The sequence below is a fragment of the Jiangella mangrovi genome (assembly GCF_014204975.1).
Lineage (GTDB): Bacteria > Actinomycetota > Actinomycetes > Jiangellales > Jiangellaceae > Jiangella > Jiangella mangrovi.
This window is the reverse complement of the sequence record NZ_JACHMM010000001.1, coordinates 423215-447208: the sequence shown is the minus strand read 5'-3', so window position 1 is coordinate 447208 and position 23994 is coordinate 423215. Positions and strand designations below refer to the sequence as shown.

Sequence of the window (23994 nt, the reverse complement as noted above, 5' to 3'; positions counted from 1 at the left end):
CCGGCGCCGGTCCGGATTGTTCCGTACCGCGGCGCGATCCGCCTCGCATCCTGTCGGTGCCGGCTGCCAGGATGGAGCGATGCCCACACCCGACGTCCTCGCCGGCCTCGATCCCGAGCAGCGGGCGGTCGCCACCGCGCTCACCGGGCCGGTCTGCGTCATCGCCGGTGCGGGCACGGGCAAGACCCGCGCCATCACCCACCGCATCGCCCACGGCGTGCACACCGGCGCGTTCGACCCGCGCCGCACGCTCGCCGTCACGTTCACTACCCGCGCGGCCGGAGAGATGCGCGGCCGGCTGCGCTCGCTGGGCGCCGAGGGCGTGCAGGCGCGCACGTTCCACTCCGCTGCGCTGCGCCAGGCCCGCTACTTCTGGCCGCAGATCACCGGCTCCGACCTCCCCGAGATCAGCTCCAGCAAGCTGCCCATCGTCGGCTCGGCGGCGTCGCGCTGCCGGGTGCCCACCGACCGCACGGTGCTGCGCGACCTCGCGTCCGAGATCGAGTGGGCCAAGGTCAGCAACGTCCTGCCCGAGTCCTACGTCACCGCGGCCGAGGCCGCGCACCGCGAGGTCGGCGGCGTCGACCCCGACTCCGTCGCCCGCGTCTACGCCGCGTACGAGGACCTCAAGACCGACCGCAACGTCATGGACATGGAGGACATCCTGCTCGCCGCCGTCGGCCTGCTGTCCGGGCATCCCGGCGTCGCCCAGCAGGTGCGCTCGCAGTACCACCACTTCGTGGTCGACGAGTACCAGGACGTCTCGCCGGTGCAGCAGAAGCTGCTCGACCTCTGGATGGGCGAGCGCACCGACGTCTGCGTCGTCGGCGACCCCGCCCAGACCATCTACTCCTTCGCCGGCGCCCAGCCCGACTACCTCGTCCGCTTCCCGCAGCGCTTCCCCGGCGCCACCGTCGTGCGGCTGTTCCGCGACTACCGCTCCACGCCCCAGGTGGTCGACGTCGCCAACGCCGTCCTCAAGCCCGGCCGCGACGCCCTGGCCGGGGTCGTCCTCGAGGCGCAGCGCCCGCCCGGCCCCAAGCCGTCCTTCGTCGAGCACCCCGACGAGCTCGCCGAGGCCGCGTGGGTGGCCGACCAGGTGGCCAAGCTGGTCGCCAACGGCACTCCGCTGCGAGAGATCTCGGTGCTGTTCCGGGTCAACGCGCAGTCCGAGGCCTACGAGCAGGCGCTGGCCAACGTCGGCGTCGCCTACGTGGTCCGCGGCGCCGAGCGGTTCTTCGACCGCGGCGAGGTGCGCCAGGCGGCCATGCTGCTGCGAGCGGCGGTCCGCACGGCCGACGGCGCGCCCGATGCCCCCGACGCCGCGGCGGCCACGGCCGCGGTGCTCAGCTCGGCCGGCTGGTCGCCGGCCCCGCCCGCTGGCGGCGGCCAGGCCCGCGAGCGCTGGGAGTCGCTGGCGGCGCTGGTGTCGCTCGCCGAAGAGGTCGTGGCGGCCAAGCCCGGCGCCACGCTGGCCGACGTCGTCGAGGAGCTCGAGGCCCGGGCGGCCGCCCAGCACGCCCCCTCGGCCGACGGCGTCACCCTCTCGTCGCTGCACTCGGCCAAGGGCCTCGAATGGGACGCCGTCTTCGTCGTCGGCTGCCACGAGGGCACGCTGCCGCTGAGCTACGCCGAGACCCCCGCGCAGATCGAAGAGGAGCGTCGGCTGCTCTACGTCGGCGTCACCCGCGCTCGCGAGCACCTGTCCATCTCGTGGTCGCTGGCCCGCCAGCCCGGCGGGCGCGGCAACCGCCGGCCCAGCCGCTTCCTCGACGGCGTCCGCCCCGGCGGCGGTGCCCGCAGCGACCACCGGCCCGAGCGCGGCGCCGGCGGCCGCGGCCGCAAGTCCGGGGCGCCGGCGCGCTGCCGGGTGTGCGGCGCGCCGCTCGTCGACGCCGTCGACCGCAAGCTCGGCCGGTGCGGCAGCTGCCCGTCGTCCATGGACGACGCGCTGTTCGAGCGGCTGCGCGCCTGGCGGCTCGAGCGGTCGCAGGAGCAGAAGGTGCCGGCCTACGTCGTGTTCACCGACGCCACCCTCATCGCCATCGCCGAGTCCAAGCCGGCCGACGAGGCTCAGCTCGCGGCCATCCCCGGGGTTGGGCGCACGAAGCTGGACCGGTACGGTGAGGACGTTCTTCGGCTGTGTCAGGATCTCGCCGAAGAATTACCGTAAAAATAGGTTGCCCCTTACATGGGGGCCGGAATAGCATGTCCGAGCACCTTGCAATGCAGGGTGCCCACGATCCGGAGAGACCGGCTCGGGATTGACGCCGAAAGGAGGGACGCCCTGATGAAGATCACGACTCTGAACCCGTCTGTGTGCGGTGTCGGCTTCGCGTATGAGCGCGTCCTCCGTGGTGTCTCCCAGAGCGCACGGGTGCGTTCCGTCGCGCCCGTCACCGCCCCGATGACGGGTGAAGTGCGTCCGCAGGCCGATGTCGCGACGACGCACCTCGTCGATGGGGTCAAGCGCGGCGTGCGCGTCCGCACCTGGGGTCCACCGGTCTAGGCATGATCAGACCGGCGCCTTCCAGGCCGCGGACCCCACACCGGGATCCGCGGCCTTTTTGTTTGTCTCGACCGACTCGGAAGGAAGGGAGGTGACCGAACTCATGATGCTGACCAGCGTTCTCGACCGTGCCGTAGCGGCCGACGAGTCCATGCCCTGCAAGAAGGACCCGGAGCTGTGGTTCGCCGAGTCGCCGGCTGACGTCGAACACGCCAAGCTGCTCTGCCAGGAGTGCCCCGTACGGGCACAGTGCCTCGCGGGTGCGATGGACCGGGCCGAGCCTTGGGGTGTGTGGGGCGGAGAGCTCTTCGTCTCCGGAGCCATCGTGGCGCGCAAGCGCCCGCGTGGCCGCCCCAGGAAGAACGAGATCGCGGCGTAGCGGGACCAGCGCGACGCCGAGACACGAGTTCAGGGCACCAACGGCAGCTGCCGACGACCGATGACCCCGATGGATGGACCGACATGACGACCGAGCTCCGGGCCGCGACGCCCACCCCAGACCTTCCGCAGATCACTTCCACCACCGTGAACCGAGACTTCAGGAGCACCGAGATGCATCTCATGAACGAAGCCCTCGCGCGTGCGCACTGTACGGAGCAGCGCGAGCGAGCGCTGCAGGAACAGCGAGTACGGCGCGTGCTGGCCGTTCGCCGGATGGACCGGCGGGCCGCCCGGGCGGCGCAGCGAGCCAGGAACCTGGCCGCCGCGGCCGTCGCGATGCGCAGCCGCACGTACTGATCGGTTGAGGTAGCGCCTGTCCGATGACAGGCTTGCCCCAAAGCCGACCGCGAGGTCCCACGCGGGGGCGAGCCCCGCAAGGGAAAGGGAACCAGTCCTCGTGAGTTCCGGTCGTCACCGCGTCCTGTCAGCAGCAGCAGAAGTACTGACCGACCCCGCACTGTCCGGCATCGTCGACCTCGTGGCCTGGCCCGAGGACGACGACGGACAGCGCGGGGTCGTCGTCATGAACGCCGCCGGATCCGCGCGGCTGCGGCCCGGGGAGCCCGACGAGGTGCTGTCCGGGCGCAACCCCGTCGCCGACCAGGACCCCATGGCGTTCCTTCCACACGGGTCCGAGGTGGCCGACCCGTCGCCGCCGAACGAGCGCAACGCCTACCCGTATGCGGCCGAGCGGCTGCTGTCGGTGTTCTCGGACCCCGTGCGCTCGCCCGACCTCGTCGTCGTGCACACCCCGCGGCACTACTTCCCGGAGTTCGGCGGCCACCACGGCGAGCACGGCAGCCTCGACGTCATCCAGTCCCGCGCGCCGCTGCTGCTCAGCGGGCCGGGCGTGCGGATCGACGGGCTGGTGGCCGACCACGCCCGGCTGCGCGACATCGGGCCCACCCTCGCCTGGCTGGCCGGCGTCGACCCGTCGCCGTCGCACGGCCGGCTGTCCGACGCGCACGGCGCACCCCTCGACGGCGTCGTGCTCGACCGGCTGGTCGGCCGCGGCGCCCGCTGGGTCGTCGGGATCCTGTGGGACGGCGCGCACTGCGGCGATCTGCTGGAGCAGGCCGCGGCCGGCCGGCTGCCGAACGTCGCCCGGCTGCTGTCGCGCGGAGGCGCGCTGACCGGCGGGGCCGTCGCCGAGTTCCCCAGCCTGACACTGGCCAACCACACGTCGATCCTCACCGGCGCCGCCGTCGGCCGGCACGGCGTGCTCGGCAACCTGTTCCTCGACCGCGCGACCGGCCGGCGCATCGACGCCAACGACTCCACCACCTGGCACCGCTGGCCCGAGTGGGCGCGTCCCGACGTCCCGACGGTGTTCGAGCAGGTCGCCGCCGTGCGCCCGGACGCCCTGACGGCATGCGTCAACGAGCCGGCCGACCGCGGCGCCGGCTACTCGACCATGCAGCTGATCCGGCAGAGCGGCACCGGCGACGGCTCAGCCGCGCTGGCGCACCTGATGCCCGACGCCGCCGCGTCGCCGTACCTCGGCAACCGCGCCCACCTGGTCGACGACTACTACACCTGGGCCACCCGCGCCGACGACGTCGGGCTGCAGCAGGTGCTGAGCCTGTGGGAGTCCGCGGCGACGGCGCCCGCCCTCATGTGGTGGGCCAGCGCCGTCACGGACGCCGGGCACCATGCAGGCGGGCCGCGGTCGGCGGTCGCCCGCGACGCCTTCGCCGACTCCGACCGCCGGCTCGGCGCCTTCCTCGACCGGCTCGACGCCCTGGGCGTCACCGACGACGTCGTCATCCTGCTCACCGCCGACCACGGGTTCGAGGCCGCCGACCCCGCGTGCACAGGTGGTTGGGACCAGTCGTTGCGATCGGCCGGCATCGAGTTCGACGATGTCGGGCCGGGGTTCATCTACCTCGGCGCAATGGGTGGGGGGGAACACATGACGACCACGGGGGAGAGCCGCGTGTCCGAAGCGGTGCCGGTGACGTGCGCACAATGCGGAACGACCGCCGAGGACCTGCCGCTGACCTGGGTCAGCAGCGTCGAACGCGGCCGCACGCTCTACTACTGCGACCGCTGTGCGCGCGACAACTTGCGATCCATCGAGGCACGGCTCGACTCCGCCTGGTGGTGAGGGAGGGGCGATGGCGCAGCCGGCCGCTGCCGGGTGCGATAAGGGATGCGGAGCGGCGGTGAATGCTGCGCCGGCTCCGCTTCGCGGCGGTGAAGCATGCCGCGCGCGCTCTTGACGCCGGCTCCGCATTCACCGCCGCTCCGCATCGTGCTGCCTGCGCTGGCAACCCTGGCTCCGCATCACGGTGGTGAATCGCGTTGTGGGTCGGGCAGACGCACCTCGTCGGGCTCTCCTTCGGCGCCTCGCTGGTGCTCGCGGCGTTCCACCGGCACCGAGAGCTGGCGACGTCGCTCACCCTGGTGAGCGGGTACGCCGGCTGGCTCGGCTCGCTCGGCCGGACCGAGGCGGACCAGCGGCTGGCCCGCTCGCTGGAGGCGTCGTGGCTCACACCCGGCGAGTTCGTCGCCGCGATGGCGCCGTCGATGTTCTCGCCCTCGGCAGACGGCGAGAAGGTGGCCCCGTTCCTCGACAGCGTTCGTGAGTTCCGTCCGAGCGGGTTCCGGGCGATGGCACGCGCCAGCTACGCGGACCAGCGCCACGTGCTGGCCGAGATCGATGTGCCGATGCTCCTGCTCTACGCCGGGCAGGACGTCCGCGCACCGGTCTCGCTCGGCGCGGCCATCCACGACGCGGTGATGCGGTCCGAGCTCGTCGTGCTCGCCGGCTCGGGCCACGTCAGCCCGGTGGAGGCGCCGGACGAGGTCACCCGCGAACTGCGCCGCTTCCTGCGATCGGCCGGGCCACCGCCGGGGATCAGGCGGTGAAGCCGGGGAGCCAGCGTTCCAGCTCGGCCCGGAACGGCGCCTCGCAGTCCAGCTGCGACAGCACGCCGATGCCACCGATCCAGACCCGGTGGATGAGCAGGTACGACGGCGGCAGGTTCAGTTTGAGCCCGATGGAGTAGCCGGGCCGGCGGGGGTCGTTGATGCGGGCGAACTGCTCGCGCATCCACGGGCGGTTGAAGTGGAACCGGTCGACCCGGGCCGGCTCGAGGAACGGCGCGAGGTAGTCGTAGAGGTCCTCGGGGTCGAGCGTGATGTGCGCCTTGACGAAGCCCTCTTCGCGCAGGCCGTCGAGCATCTCGTCGGCCTCGCCGGCCAGCGCGCGCCGCATGAGCTGGCCGACGGACGGCGGGAGTCCCTCGGGCAGCCGCGCGACGGCGCCGTAGTCGAGCACGCCGAGCCGGCCGTCGGCCGTGATGCGGTAGTTGCCCGGGTGCGGGTCGGCGTGCAGCAGCCCGGCGCGGGCCGGACCCGAGAACAGGAACCGCACGTAGAGCAGCCCGGCGTGGTCGCGTTCCTCCTTGGTGCCCTCGGCGATGACGTTCGACAGCGGCCGGCCGTCGAGCCAGTCGGACACCAGGACGTGCTCGGCGCCCTCGACCAGGCGCGGCACGGCGAACTCGGGGTCTTCGGCGTAGGCGATGGCGAAGCCGTCCTGCGCGTCGGCCTCCATGCGGTAGTCGAGCTCTTCGACCATGCGGTCGTGCAGCTCCTCGACCAGCGCCTTGGCGTCCATGCCGGGGACCAGTGCGCCGATGGAGCGGCCCAGCCGGGCGACCTGGCGCAGGTCGGAGCGCAGCGCGTCGCCGGCGCCGGGGTACTGGATCTTGACGGCGACCGTGCGGCCGTCGTGCCAGACAGCTTTGTGCACCTGGCCGATGGACGCCGACGCGGCCGGGGCGTCGTCGAAGGACCGGAACCGGTCGCGCCAGTCGGACCCGAGGTCGGCGGCGAGCACGGCGTGCACCGTCTCGGCCTTCATGGGCGGCGCGGACTCCTGCAGCTTGGTGAGCGTGGCGCGGTAGGGCGCGGCCAGTTCCTCGGGGATGCCGGCCTCGAGCACCGACAGCGTCTGCCCGAACTTCATGGCGCCGCCCTTGAGCTCGCCGAGCACCCGGAAGATGTGCTCGGCGGTGCGCTGCTGCACGTCGGCGCTGACCGACTCGGCCGACGCGCCGCTCAACCGCTTGCCCAAGCCCAGAGTGGCCCGCCCGGCCAGGCCCAGCGGCAGCGACGCGAGCTTGAAGGCGCGATTGACGGCGTTGCGAGGCAGATCGCTCACATCACCCATTGTGCCGTCTCGTCCTCTCCGGCCGCCCAGCCGCACCCGCAGCCGGGGTGTGTCGTCCACGTGCGCCGCCTCGGCAGCCCTGACGGCAGCGACACCTCCATGGTGCCCCCGACGGTGGCCGGAACGAAGCCGTCCAGGTGAGCGAGCACCTGTGTGGCGGCCAGACCGGCGACGGCGGCGGCCAGCGCGCCGTCGCAGGCCGGCTCCGGCGGCGGCCGGCGCATCGCCTGGTCGAGCACCAGCGGCCAGTGCGGGTCGCGGTCGGTGCGGTGCAGGTCGTGGCAGCGCAGGCATGAGGACACGCCCGGCAGCACCAGCGGGCCGACGACGCCGGTGAGCTCGATGACGTACGCGACGAGGTGCGGCACGCCGAGCCGGAGCAGCTCCGCGGCCTCTTCGCGGCCGGTGCCGCCGGACGGCGCCAGGACGGCGAACACCTGGCCCCCGCCGTCGTCACCCCGGGCGGATGCGTCCACATCGGCGGCGTCGGCACGCAGCAGCGGATCGAGCGCCGCACGCCGGGACGCGCCGACGGCGGATGGCGAGTGCCCGCCGGGGCTCACGTCGCCGGGCCGAACGGGCTCGCGATCGAGCACCGCGACGTCGCCGACCCCCGAGGCAGCGAGCAGCCGGGCGATCTGGGCGCCGACCCGGCCGGCGCCGTGCACGTCGACCCGGGCCCGTCGCCGGGTCGCGAGGACGCCGTCGCCGCCGTCGGCCGCCCGGGCCAGCAGACCGGCCGAGGACCGGTCGGGACCGCGCCTCGGGTCCGCCTGTTCAGGCGGGGCGAGCCGGTCGCCGTCGACCACCGCACCGGCCGACACGAGCAGCCGGGTGAGCCGGTCGGCGGCGGCGCGGCCGATGCCGAGCTCTTCGGCCAGCTCGCGCAGGCCGGCGAGGTCGGTCTCGCCGGTCATGGCCTCGAGGACGTGTCGTTCGGGCCGGCTGAGCTGGCCGACCACCAGGGCGAGGTCCGGCGTGACGCCGACCTGCAGCGTGGTCTCGTCGCGCCAGGTACGGCTCAGCGCGGGATGGAGGATGGGGCGCACAGCGGCATCCTGCCCCGAACGGCGCCGCCGTGCGTCCCGTTGTCCACAGGCCTCAGACGCGGCCGAGGATGCGGTTGAGATTGGTGGAGCAGACCGGGCAGGTGGCCTTGGCCATGCGGGTGCCCTTGTCGTTCACGACGATGTCGCCCGTCGCCTCGCGCTTCTCCTTGCACTTCACGCAGTAGAACTCGCCCGTGTACGTCTCAGCCATTCGTGGCCTCCCAAATCCTTCGTTGCAGAAGCGGAAGCAGCAGGTCAGCCGCGTCCCCCGTGTGGTTTGACCCGACACACTACGCCAGCGGGCGGATGCTTCGAGGGAGAAATCGACGAGTGTGAAATGCGCGCGGCGGGATCTCAGTTCCGTTGACGGTCGCGCGCCTTCCCCGGACGCGCGCAGGTGTCATCGTTTTCCGAGATCCCGCCGAGCGGGATCAGGCGGCCCGTGCGATGTGTGGTGTGCAAGGGATTCGAACCGCCGGACATGTCAGTGAACGTACGGCGATCCCCGGATGGCGGCAACGGTAACGCCGGGGGACTGTCCCAAGGTTGTGGATAACTCTGTGGACGACTTGTGCAGGACTACCGCCATGCTTGTGGACCACCGGTGCGCAGCATGTTGACGACGGACTCACCTCGCGACGATGGAGGCCCTGACCAGCGCCGATGCAATCCACCACATGTGTACGAAGAAACTGTGGGGAGCACGGCGCACAGAAGCCGACCGACTCGGGCAATGGCGTCGTAGGCGGCATTCTCGGCCAGTTATCCACATTGCATCCACGCATTGCCGGTCGGATGGGTCTACGGTGCATCCATGGAGGCTCCGGACGTCGAGATACGGCGCTCGTTGCGGCGCCGACGCACGGTCACGGCGTTCCGCGAGAACGGCCGCATCGTCGTGTGCCTCCCGTCCCGGCTCAGCAAGGCTGAGGAGCGGCGCTGGGTCCAGGTCATGCTCGACCGCCTGGCCGCGCAAGAGAAGCGCCGCCGTCCCAGCGACGAGGGCCTGCTCGCCCGCGCCGGCGAGCTCTCGCGCAAGTATCTCGACGGCCGCGCCGTCCCCACCAGCGTGCGCTGGAGCGCCAGCCAGCAGGCCCGCTGGGGGTCGTGCACGCCCAGCGACGGCTCCATCCGGCTGTCCGCCCGCCTGCAGGGCCTGCCCACCTGGGTCATCGACTACGTGCTGATCCACGAACTGACACATCTGCTGGTGAACGACCACGGCCCGGAGTTCTGGGCGCTGGTCGGCCGGTACCCGCGGGCCGAGCGGGCGCGCGGCTTCCTCGACGGCTACAGCCACGCGGGCGGCGCGGCCTCCGAGGGCGGCGAGGACGACGCGGACCATGAGGACGACCTCACCGACGATTGACCGGGGGCCCGACGTGGGTAACGTCCGGCCGTGACGGTGACGCAGGCGTTCGTGGGCATCCCTTCGGGCTCGATCACCTGGGAGGGGCTGCTGAGCGGCGCGCTGGCCGTCCCGGCGGTCTTCCTTGCCGCGTTCCTCGCGTTCTGGCTGCAGTCGCGCCACGGCGCGCGCCAGGGCCTGGTCGAGGCGGTCGAGTCGCTGCGCGAGCTGGTCATGCGGGTGGCGTCGTCCGCGCCCAGCCAGGACGGCGCGTGGCTGCCCGGCGGATCGCGCCGGCTCACCGAGGCCGAGGCGCGGCTCTTCGTCGACCTCGGCGAGCGGATCGCCCGGGTGCGGGCCCGCTGCGGGCGGCGCGACCGGGTGCTCGCCGCGGGCCTGCGCGACGCCCACGTGACCGTCATCGACGCCGTCGTCACAGGTGAGACCGTCGATGCCGCCGCCCTGTGGCGCTTCCTCGACGCCTGGCTGGACCAGCGTGGCGCCGTGCGCCGGGGCCGCATCACCGTCGAGGGCCTGCGCACCCGCCGCCGCACGCTGGAGCCGTCGACCCCGGCGAAGGTCTGACGCCGTCGTCGCCCGACGGCGTCAGAGTGCGGCTCGCGCCGCCGCGATCAGCTCGACGACCCCGCCGCCCAGCGGCTCCGGGAGGTCGTCGTAGCCGAACCAGCCGAGGTCGTGCGACTCGTCGCTGATGGCCGCGACCGCTCCGGCCGGTGCCAGCGCGACGTACTGGACGTCGAGGTGGTGCTCGGCGACGCCGGGAGCGCACGGCGCCGCGTGCCGGTCCAGCTGGACCGGCCGCCCGCCCGCGCCCAGGGTCAGCCCGGCGATGCCGCTCTCCTCGGTGGCCTCGCGCAGCGCCGTCGCGGCGAGCGAGGCGTCGCCGTCCTCGCAGTGGCCGCCGGCCTGCAGCCACAGGCCGGCTTTGGCGTGCAGGAGCAGCAGCACCCGCTCGGTGACGGGGTCGAGGACGAGCGCGCTGCCGGTGAGGTGCGCCGGCACGCAGTCGCGCCGCATGGCACGCGGGTGGGCATCGAGGACGTCGAGGTAGTCGCGGCGCAGCCGGTCCTGACCGGCCGACGGCGCGACCCACCCCGACAGCACGGCGACGGCGTCGGCGTGCAGGTGGTCAGCGGTCATCAGGACGGGCTGCCGCCGTTCTCGTCCTCGGGCGGAGCCGGGGTGTCGTCGAGCCCGGACATGTCCCACTGGTCGACGACGAGGAACGCCGCCGGGTCGGCGAGGTCGTCGGCCGACGGCATGAGGTCGGGGTGCGCCCAGACGGCGTCGCGGCCGTCGGCGCCGCGCGCCTCGCGGACCGCGGCCCAGAAGTCGGCCGCCTCGCGCAGCTTGCGCGGGCGCAGCTGCAGGCCGACCAGCGTGGCGAAGGTCTGCTCGGCCGGCCCGCCGGACGCACGGCGGCGGCGGACGGTCTCGCGCAGCGCCGCGGCCGACGGCAGGCGGTCGGCGGTGGCCCGCGTGACGACGTCGTCGACCCAGCCCTCGACCAGGGCGAGCGCCAGCTCGAGACGGTCGAGCGCGGCCTGCTGCTCCGGCGTGGTGGGCACGTCGAAGAGCCCGCCCTCGAGCGCCTCTTGCAGGGCCTCGGGCCGCTGCGGGTCGATCTCGCGCATCTTCTCTTCGATGGCGCTGGTGTCGACGCTGACGTTGCGGGCGTACTCCTCGACCAGCGCGACGATGTGCGCGCGCAGCCACGGCGCATGGCCGTAGAGCCGGACGTAGGCGGCCTCGCGCAGCGCGAGGTAGAGCAGTACGTCGCGGGCGTCGACCCCCAGGCCCTCGCCGAACGCGCGGACGTTGGCCGGCAGCAGCGCCGGGTGGCCGGCGGCCAGCGGCACGCCGATGTCGGCCGAACCGACGACCTCGCCGGCCAGCTTGCCGATGCTCTGGCCCACCTGCGCGCCCCACATGGAGACGCCGACCTGCTGCATCATGCCGACCAGCGGGCCTGCGGCCTGCGCGACCTCGGGCGGCAGCGACTTGCTCATGGCCTCGGAGACGCGCGCGGCCAGCGGCTCGACGAGGTCCTTCCAGGCGGCATGCGTGCCCTCGACCCACTCGGCGCGGCTCCAGGTGCGCGGCGCGCCGCCGGTGGAGGGGAACGAGGTGGCGCCGTCGAGCCAGGTGTCGGCGAGGCGGAACGCGTCGTCGACGTCGCGGCGGTCCGTACCGCTGACGGAGCGGTCGCCGGCAGCCGAGACGACCTCGCGGGCGGCCTGGTTGGCGAGGTTCCAGTTCACCGGCCCGCCGGACCAGGAGAACATCTGGCCGAGCTGAGCGAACATGGCACCGAGGTCGGGGTTGCCGCCGGGACCGCCCGGTCCACCCGCGCCGAACATGCCGAAGAGGTTGCCGAACGGGTCGCCGGGGCCGCCGGGACTGCCCGGACCGCCGGGCTGACCGGGGTCGCCGGAGCCGGAACCGGACTTCTCGGGCCGGTTCTCGTCCGGGTCGTCCTCGGAACGGAAACCGAAGGGGACATCATTCATGGCAGCGCCTCGGGCAGGATGGGAAGCGTTCGGGAGCGCCTCATGCGTTCCACGGTAGTCGTTGAAGGGGAATTCGTGGGCAGACAGCCGCGCGGGGTTCGCGCTGGGCGCAACGGTGCCGACGGGCTGGTGGTGGCCGTCACCGGCGCGGCGTCCGGCGTCGGCCGGCTGCTGGCCGCGCGCCTCGCGGCCAGCGACGACGTCGCCGAGGTCGTGGGCCTCGACGACTCCCGCGGCGACGTCGACGGCGTCACGTGGCGCGTGATGGATCTCACCGACCCCGCCATCGTCACGCGGCTGGCCGGAGTCGACGCCGTCGTGCACACCGCCGTCGACATCGGCATCACCGACGACCCCGCCGTCCGCTCGCACCGCAACGTGCGCGGCACGCAGACCATCCTGACGGCGTCCGCCGCGGCCGGCGTGCGCCACCTCGTCGCCGTCACCAGTGCCATGGTCTACGGCGCCCAGGCCGAGAACCCGGTCCCGCTCGACGAGGACGCCCCGTTGAAGGCCGAGCCCGACGGCTCGATCATCAGCGACCTGCTCGAGATCGAGGACCTCTGCGCGCGGGCGCCGCGGTCGCACCCCGGCATGTCCGTGACGGTGGTCCGGCCGGCCGCCGTCGTCGGGCCGGGCGTCGACACCGTCCTGACCCGCCACTTCGAGGCGCCCCGTCTGCTGGTCGTCCGCGGCAGCGAGCCGGCCTGGCAGTTCTGCCACGTCGACGACCTCGCGTCGGCGCTCGAGTACGTGGTCCTGAACGACGTCGCCGGGCCGCTCGCCGTCGGCAGCGAGGGCCACCTCGACCAGGCGACGCTCGAGGAGCTCTCCGGCCGCAGCCGCATCGAGCTGCCCGCGTCGTTCGCGTTCGGCACCGCGCAGCGGCTGCACCGGCTCGGCGTCACCCCGGCGCCGGCCAGCGAGCTGCACTTCGTCACCCGGCCGTGGGTGGTCGCCGGCGAGCGCCTGCGCAAGGCCGGCTGGCAGCCCGCGCACGACAACGCCGAGGCGCTGCGGGCGCTCATGGACGAGGTCGGCGGACGACACGCGCTGGCGTCGCGGCGCATCGGCAAGCGCGACGCCGCCACGGCCGCCACCATCGGCGCCGCCGGTGCCACCGTCGCGATCCTGGGGACGGCCGTCGTCGTCCGCAAGGCGCGCCGCCGGAAGAGGACGTGACCATGGATGTCATCAGACTGCTCGACGTGCGGCCCGACCCGCTCTCCGTCGACGAGGTCCTGGCCGCCGTGTCCGACCGTGGCGCCGGCGGCACCGTCGTCTTCATCGGCACGGTCCGCGAGCTCGACGGCGGCCGTGACGTCACCAGCCTCGACTACGAGGCGCATCCCTCCGCGGGCGAGACCCTGCGGACCGTCGCCGAGAAGGTCGCCGCCGACACCCACCTGCGGGCGCTGGCCGCCGTCCACCGCGTCGGCCACCTCGAGATCGGCGACATCGCCGTCGTCGTCGCGGTCGCCGCCGACCACCGGCAGGAGGCGTTCGCCGCCTGCCGCCAGCTCATCGACGACCTCAAGGCTCAGGTGCCCATCTGGAAGCACCAGCGCTTCGACGACGGCGGCGAGGAGTGGGTCGGCTCGCCCTGAAACGTCCCGGCCTCCTCATCGCGTCTGTCTGGGTGAGGACGACGAACGGAGGCCGAGTGGCCGGCAGTGCGGAAGGCTTCATGGAGTTCGCCACGGCGTGCAGCGGCCGGTTGTTCCGGACGGCCTGGCTGCTGACCGGCGACTGGCACCTGGCCGAGGATCTCGTGCAAGAGACCCTCGGCAAGGTCTACCGGGCGTGGACGAAGCGGTCGCGACCCGACGACCCGCTCGCCTACGCTCGCACGACGCTGGTGCGCACCTACATCACGCACCGGCGCCGTCGGCGGGCGGCGGAGCACCCCACCGACACCGTGCCCGAGGTCGCCGTCCCCGAGGTCGACGTCGCGCTGCGGATCACCCTCATCGACGCGCTGGCCCGGCTGGAGCCGAAGGACCGCGTGGTCCTCGTCCTGCGCTACTGGGAGGACCGCAGCGTCGAGGAGACCGCGGCCGAGCTCGGCCTGTCCGCCGGCGCCGTCCGGTCGCGCAGCTTCCGCGCGCTCGAGCGGCTGCGCTCCGTCCTCGGCGACGGCATCCGGTGGCCCGATCCCCGCCCCGCCCAGAACGAGGTGAGCTGAGTTGACCTTCGAAGACCAGATCGAGCTGGAGATGCGCGCCGAGGCGCTGCAGATCGATCCGCCCGTCGCCGGCCTCGTGGCCGGTGGGCTCGCCCGCGGCCAGGAGCTGCGGCGGCGGCACCGCGCCCGGATCGCCGTCGGCGGGGCGGCGCTGGTCGTCGTCGCCGGCGCCGGCACGGTGCTCGCGGTCCCGCTCCTCAGCGGCGACGACGGCGGCAGCGGTCACGACAGTCCCGTCGCGGGGTCGCCCGCCGTGCCCGTGCAGGCCGATCCGACGCGTGAGATCGACCCCGACGCCGTCCTCGACGCCGTGGTCGCCCTGCTCCCGCCCGGCGAGATCACTGAGGCCAACGCGAGCAGCCTCGAGTCGAACTCGGCCTGGGTCGACTTCGTCTGGGACGACGGCTCCGGCGCGAGCTGGGTGAGCGGCTCGGTGTCCATGGAGACCGAGCCCGATCCGGGCTGCCCCGTCATCCTCAACGGAGGCACCTGCGAGGTCGAGGCGCTCGGCGACGGCACCACGCTGCGACTGGAGGCCGGGCCCTACTACCCGCAGCCCGACCGCGAGCCGGACCGGCTGCAGGCGCATGCCACGGCCGTCTCGCCGGACGGCCTGACGGTCTATCTCGCCGTCATGAACACGCCGACCGAGAAGCAGTCCGAGCCGACCCGCGCCGAGCCGCCGTTCTCCACGGACCAGCTCGCCGGCGTCGTCACCGACGGCGTCTGGGCCGAGCTGACCGCCGGCGTCGAGCCGCCCGCGCCGCCGGAGGATCCCGGGCCGCAGGAGACGTCCGAAGCGGCGCAGGTGCTGGCCGACGAACTCGGCGCGGGCTGGACTCCCGGCCTGGGCGAGACGGCCGAGGCGGGACCCGCCGTCACCTCGCTGCTCCCCAGCGGGATCGTCGTGACCGCGAACCTCATGGAGTTCGGGCCGGAGCTGAGCATGGCCGAGCACTGCGTCGCCATGGAGGAGAAGGGCCGCATCACGCAGCCCTGCACCACGACGACCGGACTCGACGGCCAGACGGTGCACCTCCAGCGGGCCAGCAATGCCCTCGATGGGCCATACGCGGTGCGCGGGTACGGCACCGACCTCATGGTGATGACCGGGACCGACGACCGGTGGATCCGGGTCACCCTCTCGGTTTCCGACACCGAGGACACCACGGCGGAGCGGCGCGAGCGGATCGAGGCCTGGCTCGAGGATCAGGTCGACGCCGTCGTACGCGCCGCGAAGGCCGGGCTCACAGTAGAGGTGGGCTGACCACGTACTCTTTACGGTGTCGACACTCGTTCACCGTGAGGACCGTCCACACCGATGACCCGCCGATCCGCGACGCTCGCCGTCGCCGGTGCCCTGATCGTCGCGCTCGTCGCGGTCGCCTCCCTGTTCAGCCTGCCCTACGTCGTCTACTCGCCGGGCCCGGTCGAGGACACGCTCGGTGAGTGGAACGGCCAGCAGGTCATCCGGGTCGAGGGCGCCGACACCTTCCCCACCGAGGGCGTGCTCGACCTCACGACGGTCGGGGTCACGTCGGCCGACGCCGAGCTGGACCTCCTGACGGCGCTGCGGGCCTGGCTCGACCCCGACCGCGCGGTCGTCCCGCGCGAACTGGTCTACCCCGAGGGCACCACGGCCGAGCAGTCGCGGCAGCAGAACGCCGCCATGCTGGCCAACTCGCAGCAGAACGCCGAGGTGGCCGCGCTGCGCAAGCTCGGCTACGACGTCCCCGAGAAGGTGGTCGTCGACGCCGTCGTCGAGGGCGCACCGGCCGACGGCGTCCTCGAGCCGGGCGACGTCGTGGTGTCCGTCGACGGCACCCCGGTCGCCGCCCCCCAGGACGTCGTCGACGCCGTCACCGCGCACGAGCCCGGCGAGACCGTCCAGTTCGTCGTCGACCGCGACGGCGAGGAGCTGACCGAGGACATCACCACCATCCCCGCCGAGGACGACGGCCGCGCGCTGGTCGGCTTCAGCCCCACGCCCGGCTTCGACCTGCCCGTCGACATCCAGATCGGCATCGACGAGCGCATCGGCGGCCCCAGCGCCGGCATGATCTTCGCCGTCGCCATCTACGACACCCTCACGCCGGGCGCGCTCCTCGACGGCAACCACATCGCCGGCACCGGCGAGATCAGCCCCGACGGCCAGGTCGGCGCCATCGGCGGCATCCAGCAGAAGATCGCCGCCGCCAACCACGACGGCGCCGAGCTCTTCCTCGCCCCGGCCAGCAACTGCGACGAGGCGGTCGGCGGCAACAACGGCGACATGCGGGTCGTCCCCATCGAAACCCTCGACGACGCCGTCAGCACCATCGAGTCCTTCGTCGCCGGCGACACCGACGACCTCGCCACCTGCCCCTCGTCCTGAGGTCGTTCTCAGGGTTCGTGGGGGTTGGGTGAGGGGCATCTGGCGACGGGTGGGTGACTGCGTCCTGGTCTGCCGTCACGTGCTGGTCTGGCGTCACGCGAAACGGCCGAATTCGGCCCGAACGCGTGACTGAGGACCAGGACGTGACATCAGACCAGGACGGAGCCCACCCAACCTCAGCTGAAGGTCTCGGCCAGGGCGTTGCCGAGCTCGGGCGACAGTTCGGCGCCGCGGATCAGCTCGTCGTCGGCCTCGTGGCCGCGGATGCGCAGGACAGAGGCGCGGGTGCCGTCGCGCATGACGCCGACCACCACGCGGACGTCCGACCGGTCGGGGTGCTGCTGCGCCCAGCTGGCGGCGGCGCCGTCGTCGTCGGGCATCTGCTCCTCGGCGCCGGGCGGCAGCACGATGCGCTCGAGCACCAGAGCGCAGCCGGCGACGGTGTCGGGCCAGGTGATCTCGACCAGCAGGTCCTCGATGGGCCGGCCGGCGACGTCCTGCTCGATGGGTGTGAGCGAGTCGGCCGGGGAGTCCGCCTCGATGCCGATGCGTGCCGCGAGGTCGGGTTCGCGCGTCAGCAGGTCGTTGGTGGACGCCAGCGCGTACAGCCGGGCCGGCTGGTCCCAGCCGTCGCCGCGGACGTGCTGTTCGATCTCCGCGATGGCGCGCACGAGCGCGTTCGGCTGGTCGTTGCTGCTCATGGTGGCATCGTCGCACGGGCGGCGACGGCCGGGGAAACCGGTCACGACCGGGCGACGAACTGGTCACGGTTCGCCCAGAACCGTCCGCCGACAGCGATGTTTCGACCGCGAGTCGGAACCTCGCAGCACGGTGAGATAGTTTTCCAGGGGTGAGCCAGGACATGCCCCGACCCGCCGGACCGTTCCGCGGCGCGCCACAACGACGTTCGCGCGCGCTGCTGCCCACGCTCATCGTGCTCGGCGTGTTGATCGCGTCGTACGTGCTCATCGTGTCGTTCTGGACCGACCGGCTGTGGTTCCAGTCGGTCGACTTCACCCAGGTCTTCACGACTCAGCTGGTCACGCGATCCGGGTTGTTCGTCGTCTTCGGCCTTCTCATGGCCGCCTCGGTCGTGGTCAACGGCATGGTCGCGTACCGCGTCCGGCCGCGCTACCGGCCCATGAGCGTCGAGCAGCAGAGCCTCGACCGCTACCGCGACGCCATCGATCCCGTCCGCACCTGGGTGCTGACGGCGGCCGCCGTCCTGCTCGCCATCATGGCGGGCGCCAGCGCGGCCGGGCAGTGGCAGACGTTCCTGCTCTGGCGCAACGGCGGCGAGTTCGGCCAGAACGATGCCCAGTTCGGCGTCGACCTCGGCTTCTTCGCGTTCGACTACCCCTGGTGGCGCTACGTCGTCAGCTACGGGTTCGCGGTGGTGGTGCTGGGCCTCGTCGTCGCCGCCATCACGCACTACATCTACGGTGGCATCCGGCTTCAGACCGCGGGGCAGAAGGTCAGCCCGGCCACCACGGCGCACCTGTCCGTGCTCATCGGGCTGTTCGTGCTGCTCAAGGCCGTGGCCTACTGGCTCGACCGCTACGCGCTGGTCATGAAGGACAACGAGCGTTTCACCGGCGCCTCGTACACCGACGTCAACGCCGTCCTGCCGGCCAAGACGATCCTGGTCTTCGTCGCGACCATCTGCGCCATCCTGTTCTTCGTCAACGTCTGGCAGCGCAGCTGGACCCTGCCGGGCATCGGGCTGGGCCTGCTGGTCCTGTCGGCGGTGCTGCTGGGCGGGCTGTGGCCGTTCCTGGTGCAGCAGTTCCAGGTGCGCCCCAGCGAGGCCAGCCGCGAGGCGCCGTACATCGAACGCAACATCGAGGCGACCCGCAGCGCCTACGGCATCGAGGACGTCGCGACCAGCGAGTACCGGGCCACCACGGACGTGTCCGAGGGGCAGCTGGCCGAGGACTCCGCCACCATTCCCGGCATCCGGCTCATGGACCCCATCGTCATCCCGCCGGCGTTCCAGCAGCTGCAGCAGGTGCGTGGCTTCTACTCCTTCAGCGACCCGCTCGACGTCGACCGCTACAACGTCGCCGACCCCGACACCGGGGTCGTCAGCGAGCGCGACATGGTGGTCGCCGTCCGCGAGGTCGACGCCGACGGCATCCCGGCCGAGCAGCGCAACTGGATCAACGAGCACACCGTCTACACCCACGGCTTCGGCGTGGTGGCCGCCTACGGCAACACCCGCGAGTCCGACGGCGCGCCCACCTTCGCCGAGGAGGACATCCCGACCGAGGGCGTTCTCGGCGAGTACGAGCCGCGCATCTACTTCGGCGAGAACTCGCCCGGCTACTCCATCGTCGGTGCGCCCGACGGCACCGACCCCGTCGAGTACGACATCCCCGAGGACCCCGAGACGGGCGGCGAGCGGCGCAACACCTACGACGGCGAGGGCGGCGTGCCCATCGGCTCGTTCTGGAACCGGCTGCTCTACGCCACCCGGTTCCAGGAGGCCAACTTCCTGCTGTCCGACCGCATCAACGACGAGTCGCGGCTGCTCTACGACCGCAACCCGCGCCAGCGGGTCGAGAAGGTCGCGCCGTGGCTCACGGTCGACGTCAACCCGTTCCCGGCGGTGGTCGACGGCCGCGTCGTCTGGATCCTCGACGGCTACACCACGCTGAACTCGCTGCCGTACAGCCAGCGGGTGTCGCTCAGCGAGGCCACCAGCGACTCGCGCACGGCCCGGCCGGCGCTGGCGGCGCAGCCCGACGACTTCATCAACTACGTGCGCAACTCGGTGAAGGCCACGGTCGACGCCTACGACGGCACCGTCACGCTGTACGCGTGGGACGACACCGACCCCGTCCTGCAGGCGTGGATGAACGCGTTCCCCGACTCCGTGAAGCCGCGGTCGGACATCCCGACCCCGCTCATGGACCACCTGCGCTACCCCGAGGACCTGTTCAAGCTGCAGCGCAACATGCTCGAGCAGTACCACGTCACCGACGCCTCGACGTTCTACGGCGGCCAGGACCGCTGGGTGGTCCCGGCCGACCCGGCCTCGAACATCGACGTCAAGCAGCCGCCGTACTACCAGAGCATCCAGATGCCCGAGACCGACGCGGCGGTGTACTCGCTCACCACCACGTACACCCCGCGGGGCCGGCCCAACCTCGCCGCGTTCATGGCGGTCAACGCCGACGCCCGCAGCGAGGGCTACGGCCAGCTGCAGATCCTCAGACTGCCCAGCAACACGCAGATCGACGGTCCCGGCCAGGTCGCCAACGACTTCGAGTCCAACGCCGACGTCGCACAAGAGCTGACACTGCTGCGCTCCGGCGACGCCGAGGCACAGCTGGGCAACCTGCTGACCCTGCCCGTCGGCGGCGGCCTGCTGTACGTCCAGCCGGTCTACGTGGCCCGGGCCACGGGCGAGGCGGCCTACCCGCTGCTGCGCCGCGTGCTCGTCCAGTTCGGCGACAGCATCGGCTTCGACGACACCCTGCAGGGGGCGCTCGACCAGATCTTCGAGGGCGAGGCCGGCGTCGAGACCGACGAGGACGGCGGCATCGTCGAAGAGACGCCGCCGGGCGGCGAGGAGACCCCGCCGACCGACGAGGAGTCCCCGACGCCCTCGGAGACTCCGACCGGCACGCCCACCCAGCCGGCCGACCTCACGGCGGCGCTCCAGGACATCGAGCAGGCCTGGGCCGATGCGCGCGAGGCGCAGGCGGCGGGCGACTGGGCGGCCTACGGCGAGGCGCTCGAGCGGCTCGACGCCGCCATCGCCGCGGCTCAGGACATCAGTGGCGAGACCGGCGCCGGCGGCGACACCTCCGGCGGCTGACACCCCCTAGTCGGCGGCTCGATCCCCGGCTTCCTCGACGGCGCGGTAGTACGTGACCAGGAGGAAGTCGGGGATCGGCATGTGGTCCCGCTCCGGCACCCGGTGGAACCCCAGCCGCTCGTACAGCCGGTGCGCGCTGTGCATGCGCGGCAGCGACGACAGCACGACGGCGTGGTCGCGGTGCTCGCGGGCGAGGTCGAGGACGGCCCGCACCAGCGCCGCGCCCACCCCGCGCCCGCGCGCGGCGGGGTCGACGGCGAGCATGCGGAACTCCGACTCACCCGGCCGGGCGACCTCGACGTACGGGCTCGGGGGCCGGCAGTACGTGACGGCGCCCAGCACCGTTCCGTCGGGGTCGGCGGCGACGAGTAGGGTCGCCTCCGACGACCGGCCGGCGATGTCGGAGAGCTCCTCGGCGTACTCCTCGTCGCCGTCGAGGAACCCGTCGACGTCGTACGCCGTCACCGTCAACGCGGCGACGGCGGGATGGTCGGCCGGGCGTGCGGGGCGCACCTCGAAGTCCGTCATGTCGCATATTCTGGACGTGTGACGCGCCGTTCCGCGCGATTTGGCGCGGCGGTACAGATCGCGTAAGCTGAACTCACGCGACGCGGGGTGGAGCAGCTCGGTAGCTCGCTGGGCTCATAACCCAGAGGCCGCAGGTTCAAATCCTGCCCCCGCTACCAGAAGAAGGCCCGGCAGTCATTGGCTGCCGGGCCTTCGTGCATGTCGGGCTCGTCGTCGGCGTTCCCTCACCGCTTCGGGGTGTAGGTCAGCACGACGGCGCCGTTGCCGACCTCGGTCACCTCCGCCAGGTCGAGGAACGTCGTCGCGATCCCCGGCAGCACGGTGTCGCCGGACCCGGCGATGAACGGGAACATCCACAGGTGCAGCTCGTCGAGCTGCCCGCCCTCCAGCAGGGCGCGGCTGAACGGGCCGGTGCCGTACTTCATCAGCGTCCCGTCGCCGGACTGCTTGAGCTCGGCGACGGCCGCCACGGCGTCGTCACCCGGCAGGACCTGCCCGTTCCAGCCGGGGTCGGTCAGCGTGCGCGAGGCCACGTACTTCGGCAGCGGGTTCATGAGGTCGGCCAGGACGCCTGTGTGCCCGGGCCAGGTCGCCGCGAAGACGTCGAACGTCGCGCGGCCGAGGACGAGGGCGTCGGCGGACTCGAGCAGCCGCGTGTTGTAGGCGACGTGCCGGTCGTCCTGGAACCGGGCCTGCGCGGCCCAGAACGCCTCACCGGACACCATGCCGTCGAGGGAGAGATACGTCGATTCGATCAGCTTTCTCATGGCCCGGAATCTAGGCAGGCCGTCCGGCACCCGTCTTGTACCGAACCGCAGGTCGTCGAGCCGCAGGTCACAGGTCCAGGAAGACGCCGCCCCGCCGCAGCTCGGCCGGCGTATGCCCGATGAGGCGCCGTACCGCCCGGGTCAGCTGCGGCTGGTCGTAGAAGCCGGTCGCGGCGACGACGTCGGCGATCGCCGTCCCCGCCCGAAGCAGCCGGGCCGCGTCGCGGGTCCGTTCGATCAGCCGCAGCGCGCGCCGCGACAAGCCGACGGCGCGGAGGAAGCGGCTCTGCGCTGTCCGCTCGGCCACGGACCGCACGGCGCCGCCGTCATGCCGCAGCTCCTCGACCAGCGGGTCGAAGACCAGCAGCCCGGAACGTTCGAGGCGGGCGACGAAGACGTCCAGGTTCTGCGGCGTCGGCAGCTCCCACGCCCGCCCGTCGATCAGTATCCGTCCGCCGGTGAGCGTCGGCAGGGCGGCCTGATGGAGGTTCATCAGCGGCGCGAACGGAATCATCGGCAGGTAGGCGCCCACGCGGAAGTCGACGCCGAAGTACTCCGCGCCCTCCGGGCACGACAGCGTCGTCGCCCGCGTCGCCGGTCCGCGGATGTTCGCGATCGTGGTGCCGCCGATCCGCGCGAACCCGATGCCCGGGGTGAACGACGCGATCGAGCTGAAGTCGGCCGGGCGCTCGCACCGGGCGGTCCAGATGCGGGCCACCTGCCCGGCAGGCCCGGCGACGGTCTGCATGGTCAGACTCATGCGCTCCCACTTCGTGTCGGGTGCCCACCGCATCGTAGCCATCGGGGCATGGTCCACACTGAGCACGAAGGCGGTGAGGCGACATGACCCTGACTCATGAGGAGCTGCAGCGGTCCGCGGCGGACCACCTGTTACTCCATTTCTCCAAGCAGCGTCTCGACGACCTGCTGGTGCTGGACCGGGGCGAGGGGCCCTATGTGTTCGACACCCGCGGGCGGCGGTACATCGACGCGCTGTCCAGCCTGTTCTGCGCCCAGCTCGGCTACTCCTACGGCGCCGAGATGGCCGAGGCGGCCAGCGCGCAGCTGACGCGGCTGCCGTTCAACACGAACTGGGCGACGGCGCATCCGCCGGCCATCGAGCTGGCCGAGCGGCTGACCGGCCTCGCGCCACCGGGGCTGACGCACGCGTTCTTCACCAACGGCGGCTCGGAGTCGGTCGAGGCGGCCTGGAAGCTGGTCCGCGAGCACTACGTCGCCATCGGCCAGCCGCAGCGGACGAAGGCCATCGCCCGCGACATCGCCTACCACGGCGTCACGCTCGGCGCGCTGGCGTTCACCGGCGTCGACCGGTTCAAGGAGCCGTTCGGGACGCCGCCCATCGACGTCACGCACGTGTCGACGACCAACGCGTTCCGGGCGCCCGACGGCGACGACCCCGACGCCTTCCGCACCCGCCTGCTGGCCGAGCTCGAGGCCGCCATCATCGCGGCCGGGCCCGACGAGGTGGCGCTGATCATCGCCGAGCCGGTGCAGAACGCCGGCGGCTGCCTGACCGCGCCACCCGGGTACTGGCGCGGCCTGCGCGAGCTCGCCGACCGCTACGGCATCCTGCTCATGGCCGACGAGGTCATCACCGGCTGCGGGCGGCTCGGTGAGTGGTTCGGCGTCGCGCGCGAGGGCGTCGCCCCCGACCTCGTGAGCCTGGCCAAGGGCATCACGTCGGCCTACGCGCCCATGGGCGCCGTGGTGGCCGCCGAGCGCGTCGTCCAGCCCATGGTCGACGGCGGCAGAGTGCTCCGGCACGGGGTCACCTTCGGTGGTCACCCGGTCAGCGCGGCCATCGCGCTGCGCAACATGGAGATTTTCGAGCGCGACGGCATCCTGGAGAACGTCCGCTCGCTCTCCGGTCACCTCGAGGCGCGGATGCGCGAGCTGCTCTCGCTGCCGATCGTCGGCGACGTGCGCGGCGCCGGCTTCTTCTGGGCGGTCGAGCTTGTGAAGGACGACGCCAACACCACCTTCGACCAGGCCGAGCGCGACGCACTGCTGCGCGGCTTCCTGCCCGGGCGGCTGCTCGAGGCCGGCCTCATCGCCCGCGCCGACGACCGCGGCGACGCCGTCCTGCAGATCGCGCCGCCGCTGGTCAGCGACACCGCCCTGCTCGACGACATCGTCGACGGTCTGCATGACGTCCTCACCGACGCGGGGAAGAAGTTCGCGACTGGGTGAGGTGTCGCGCGGTTGCGTTGGTCCTGGTCTGGTGTCACGTGCTGGTCC

24 protein-coding genes and 1 tRNA gene are annotated in these 23994 nt (G+C 72.5%); 16 read left to right on the top strand and 9 right to left on the bottom strand.

The window, feature by feature from the left end:
• Window positions 1–79: 79 nt before the first annotated feature.
• From HD601_RS02005 to HD601_RS01980, 6 genes are all read left to right on the top strand, one after another.
• A complete protein-coding gene (locus tag HD601_RS02005; RefSeq protein WP_184818843.1) occupies window positions 80–2173 on the top strand; it encodes an ATP-dependent DNA helicase UvrD2 in 2094 nt (697 codons plus the stop codon).
• Between the two features lie 117 nt (window positions 2174–2290).
• Window positions 2291–2509 carry a hypothetical protein gene (locus HD601_RS02000; RefSeq protein WP_184818841.1) on the top strand — a complete coding sequence of 73 codons (219 nt, stop codon included), beginning with the start codon at window positions 2291–2293 and terminating at the stop codon, window positions 2507–2509.
• 103 nt (window positions 2510–2612) lie between these two features.
• Window positions 2613–2888 (top strand): WhiB family transcriptional regulator, encoded by a 276-nt coding sequence (locus tag HD601_RS01995; protein ID WP_221441520.1) that lies wholly within the window; start codon window positions 2613–2615, stop codon window positions 2886–2888.
• 83 nt (window positions 2889–2971) lie between these two features.
• The gene (locus tag HD601_RS01990) at window positions 2972–3247 is read left to right on the top strand and encodes a hypothetical protein (RefSeq protein ID WP_184818839.1); all 276 of its coding nucleotides are present in this window, start codon (window positions 2972–2974) and stop codon (window positions 3245–3247) included.
• 100 nt (window positions 3248–3347) lie between these two features.
• Window positions 3348–5057, top strand: coding sequence for an alkaline phosphatase family protein (locus tag HD601_RS01985; RefSeq protein ID WP_184818837.1), 1710 nt, complete (start codon window positions 3348–3350; stop codon window positions 5055–5057).
• 197 nt (window positions 5058–5254) lie between these two features.
• On the top strand, window positions 5255–5821 hold the full coding sequence (locus HD601_RS01980; RefSeq protein WP_184818835.1) for an alpha/beta fold hydrolase: 567 nt from the start codon (window positions 5255–5257) through the stop codon (window positions 5819–5821).
• On the opposite strand, the gene HD601_RS01975 is transcribed toward HD601_RS01980, so the two are convergent.
• From HD601_RS01975 to HD601_RS01965, 3 genes are read right to left on the bottom strand one after another with little or no spacing between them, the layout of a single operon-like run.
• Entirely contained in the window at window positions 5811–7121 is a 1311-nt protein-coding gene (locus HD601_RS01975; RefSeq protein ID WP_184818833.1) for an AarF/UbiB family protein, read from the bottom strand. The genes HD601_RS01980 and HD601_RS01975 overlap by 11 nt on opposite strands.
• A complete protein-coding gene (locus HD601_RS01970) occupies window positions 7118–8179 on the bottom strand; it encodes a hypothetical protein (protein WP_184818831.1) in 1062 nt (353 codons plus the stop codon). The genes HD601_RS01975 and HD601_RS01970 overlap by 4 nt, the downstream gene beginning before the upstream one ends.
• A gap of 52 nt (window positions 8180–8231) precedes the next feature.
• Window positions 8232–8390, bottom strand: a complete 159-nt coding sequence (locus HD601_RS01965) for a DUF5679 domain-containing protein (RefSeq protein WP_092623275.1) — start codon at window positions 8388–8390, stop codon at window positions 8232–8234.
• A 603-nt stretch (window positions 8391–8993) separates the two neighbouring features.
• Here HD601_RS01965 and HD601_RS01960 point away from each other — a divergent pair.
• Together HD601_RS01960 and HD601_RS01955 are read left to right on the top strand one after the other, a co-directional pair.
• A complete protein-coding gene (locus HD601_RS01960; RefSeq protein WP_184818829.1) occupies window positions 8994–9548 on the top strand; it encodes a M48 metallopeptidase family protein in 555 nt (184 codons plus the stop codon).
• A gap of 30 nt (window positions 9549–9578) precedes the next feature.
• Window positions 9579–10112 carry a hypothetical protein gene (locus HD601_RS01955; RefSeq protein ID WP_184818827.1) on the top strand — a complete coding sequence of 178 codons (534 nt, stop codon included), beginning with the start codon at window positions 9579–9581 and terminating at the stop codon, window positions 10110–10112.
• Between the two features lie 21 nt (window positions 10113–10133).
• Here the strand turns inward: HD601_RS01955 and HD601_RS01950 are convergent, their stop codons facing one another.
• Together HD601_RS01950 and HD601_RS01945 are read right to left on the bottom strand one after the other, a co-directional pair.
• Window positions 10134–10688, bottom strand: a complete 555-nt coding sequence (locus HD601_RS01950) for an NUDIX hydrolase (protein ID WP_184818825.1) — start codon at window positions 10686–10688, stop codon at window positions 10134–10136.
• Window positions 10688–12058, bottom strand: coding sequence for a zinc-dependent metalloprotease (locus HD601_RS01945; RefSeq protein ID WP_184818823.1), 1371 nt, complete (start codon window positions 12056–12058; stop codon window positions 10688–10690). Before HD601_RS01945 ends, HD601_RS01950 begins: the two co-directional genes overlap by 1 nt.
• 75 nt (window positions 12059–12133) lie before the next feature.
• On the opposite strand from HD601_RS01945, the gene HD601_RS01940 reads away from it, so the two are divergent.
• The 5 genes from HD601_RS01940 to HD601_RS01920 are packed head-to-tail and all read left to right on the top strand — an operon-like array spanning window position 12134 to window position 16617.
• Window positions 12134–13240, top strand: a complete 1107-nt coding sequence (locus HD601_RS01940; protein WP_221440467.1) for an NAD-dependent epimerase/dehydratase family protein — start codon at window positions 12134–12136, stop codon at window positions 13238–13240.
• A gap of 2 nt (window positions 13241–13242) precedes the next feature.
• On the top strand, window positions 13243–13665 hold the full coding sequence (locus tag HD601_RS01935) for a molybdenum cofactor biosynthesis protein MoaE (protein ID WP_184818819.1): 423 nt from the start codon (window positions 13243–13245) through the stop codon (window positions 13663–13665).
• A 56-nt stretch (window positions 13666–13721) separates the two neighbouring features.
• A complete protein-coding gene (locus tag HD601_RS01930) occupies window positions 13722–14243 on the top strand; it encodes a SigE family RNA polymerase sigma factor (protein ID WP_221440466.1) in 522 nt (173 codons plus the stop codon).
• Window position 14244: 1 nt separating this feature from the next.
• Complete coding sequence (locus HD601_RS01925) at window positions 14245–15510, top strand: hypothetical protein (protein WP_184818817.1); 1266 nt, start codon at window positions 14245–14247, stop codon at window positions 15508–15510.
• A 54-nt stretch (window positions 15511–15564) separates the two neighbouring features.
• On the top strand, window positions 15565–16617 hold the full coding sequence (locus HD601_RS01920) for a YlbL family protein (RefSeq protein ID WP_184818815.1): 1053 nt from the start codon (window positions 15565–15567) through the stop codon (window positions 16615–16617).
• Between the two features lie 176 nt (window positions 16618–16793).
• Here HD601_RS01920 and HD601_RS01915 read toward each other — a convergent pair whose 3' ends face one another.
• Window positions 16794–17318, bottom strand: a complete 525-nt coding sequence (locus HD601_RS01915) for a PPA1309 family protein (RefSeq protein WP_184818813.1) — start codon at window positions 17316–17318, stop codon at window positions 16794–16796.
• Between the two features lie 161 nt (window positions 17319–17479).
• Here HD601_RS01915 and HD601_RS01910 point away from each other — a divergent pair, with 161 nt between their 5' ends.
• The gene (locus tag HD601_RS01910) at window positions 17480–20440 is read left to right on the top strand and encodes a UPF0182 family membrane protein (protein WP_184818811.1); all 2961 of its coding nucleotides are present in this window, start codon (window positions 17480–17482) and stop codon (window positions 20438–20440) included.
• Window positions 20441–20446: 6 nt separating this feature from the next.
• On the opposite strand, the gene HD601_RS01905 is transcribed toward HD601_RS01910, so the two are convergent.
• Entirely contained in the window at window positions 20447–20968 is a 522-nt protein-coding gene (locus HD601_RS01905) for a GNAT family N-acetyltransferase (RefSeq protein WP_184818809.1), read from the bottom strand.
• Window positions 20969–21049: 81 nt separating this feature from the next.
• On the opposite strand from HD601_RS01905, the gene HD601_RS01900 reads away from it, so the two are divergent.
• Window positions 21050–21126, top strand: a tRNA-Met gene (locus HD601_RS01900).
• 66 nt (window positions 21127–21192) lie between these two features.
• On the opposite strand, the gene HD601_RS01895 is transcribed toward HD601_RS01900, so the two are convergent.
• Together HD601_RS01895 and HD601_RS01890 are read right to left on the bottom strand one after the other, a co-directional pair.
• On the bottom strand, window positions 21193–21735 hold the full coding sequence (locus HD601_RS01895) for a dihydrofolate reductase family protein (protein WP_184818807.1): 543 nt from the start codon (window positions 21733–21735) through the stop codon (window positions 21193–21195).
• A 67-nt stretch (window positions 21736–21802) separates the two neighbouring features.
• Window positions 21803–22537, bottom strand: a complete 735-nt coding sequence (locus HD601_RS01890; RefSeq protein ID WP_184818805.1) for a helix-turn-helix domain-containing protein — start codon at window positions 22535–22537, stop codon at window positions 21803–21805.
• A gap of 41 nt (window positions 22538–22578) precedes the next feature.
• Here HD601_RS01890 and HD601_RS01885 point away from each other — a divergent pair, with 41 nt between their 5' ends.
• Complete coding sequence (locus tag HD601_RS01885) at window positions 22579–23946, top strand: aspartate aminotransferase family protein (RefSeq protein ID WP_184818803.1); 1368 nt, start codon at window positions 22579–22581, stop codon at window positions 23944–23946.
• Window positions 23947–23994 lie beyond the last annotated feature (48 nt).

Coding starts and splice junctions, on each gene's coding strand:
- HD601_RS01950 (WP_184818825.1), bottom strand. CDS start 10,688: ATGACCGCTGACCACCTGCACGCCGACGCCGTCGCCGTGCTGTCGGGG.
- HD601_RS01915 (WP_184818813.1), bottom strand. CDS start 17,318: ATGAGCAGCAACGACCAGCCGAACGCGCTCGTGCGCGCCATCGCGGAG.
- HD601_RS02000 (WP_184818841.1), top strand. CDS start 2,291: ATGAAGATCACGACTCTGAACCCGTCTGTGTGCGGTGTCGGCTTCGCG.
- HD601_RS01935 (WP_184818819.1), top strand. CDS start 13,243: ATGGATGTCATCAGACTGCTCGACGTGCGGCCCGACCCGCTCTCCGTC.
- HD601_RS01965 (WP_092623275.1), bottom strand. CDS start 8,390: ATGGCTGAGACGTACACGGGCGAGTTCTACTGCGTGAAGTGCAAGGAG.
- HD601_RS01960 (WP_184818829.1), top strand. CDS start 8,994: ATGGAGGCTCCGGACGTCGAGATACGGCGCTCGTTGCGGCGCCGACGC.
- HD601_RS01885 (WP_184818803.1), top strand. CDS start 22,579: ATGACCCTGACTCATGAGGAGCTGCAGCGGTCCGCGGCGGACCACCTG.
- HD601_RS01890 (WP_184818805.1), bottom strand. CDS start 22,537: ATGGCTACGATGCGGTGGGCACCCGACACGAAGTGGGAGCGCATGAGT.
- HD601_RS01910 (WP_184818811.1), top strand. CDS start 17,480: ATGCCCCGACCCGCCGGACCGTTCCGCGGCGCGCCACAACGACGTTCG.
- HD601_RS01995 (WP_221441520.1), top strand. CDS start 2,613: ATGATGCTGACCAGCGTTCTCGACCGTGCCGTAGCGGCCGACGAGTCC.
- HD601_RS01905 (WP_184818809.1), bottom strand. CDS start 20,968: ATGACGGACTTCGAGGTGCGCCCCGCACGCCCGGCCGACCATCCCGCC.
- HD601_RS01920 (WP_184818815.1), top strand. CDS start 15,565: ATGACCCGCCGATCCGCGACGCTCGCCGTCGCCGGTGCCCTGATCGTC.
- HD601_RS01895 (WP_184818807.1), bottom strand. CDS start 21,735: ATGAGAAAGCTGATCGAATCGACGTATCTCTCCCTCGACGGCATGGTG.
- HD601_RS02005 (WP_184818843.1), top strand. CDS start 80: ATGCCCACACCCGACGTCCTCGCCGGCCTCGATCCCGAGCAGCGGGCG.
- HD601_RS01945 (WP_184818823.1), bottom strand. CDS start 12,058: ATGAATGATGTCCCCTTCGGTTTCCGTTCCGAGGACGACCCGGACGAG.
- HD601_RS01990 (WP_184818839.1), top strand. CDS start 2,972: ATGACGACCGAGCTCCGGGCCGCGACGCCCACCCCAGACCTTCCGCAG.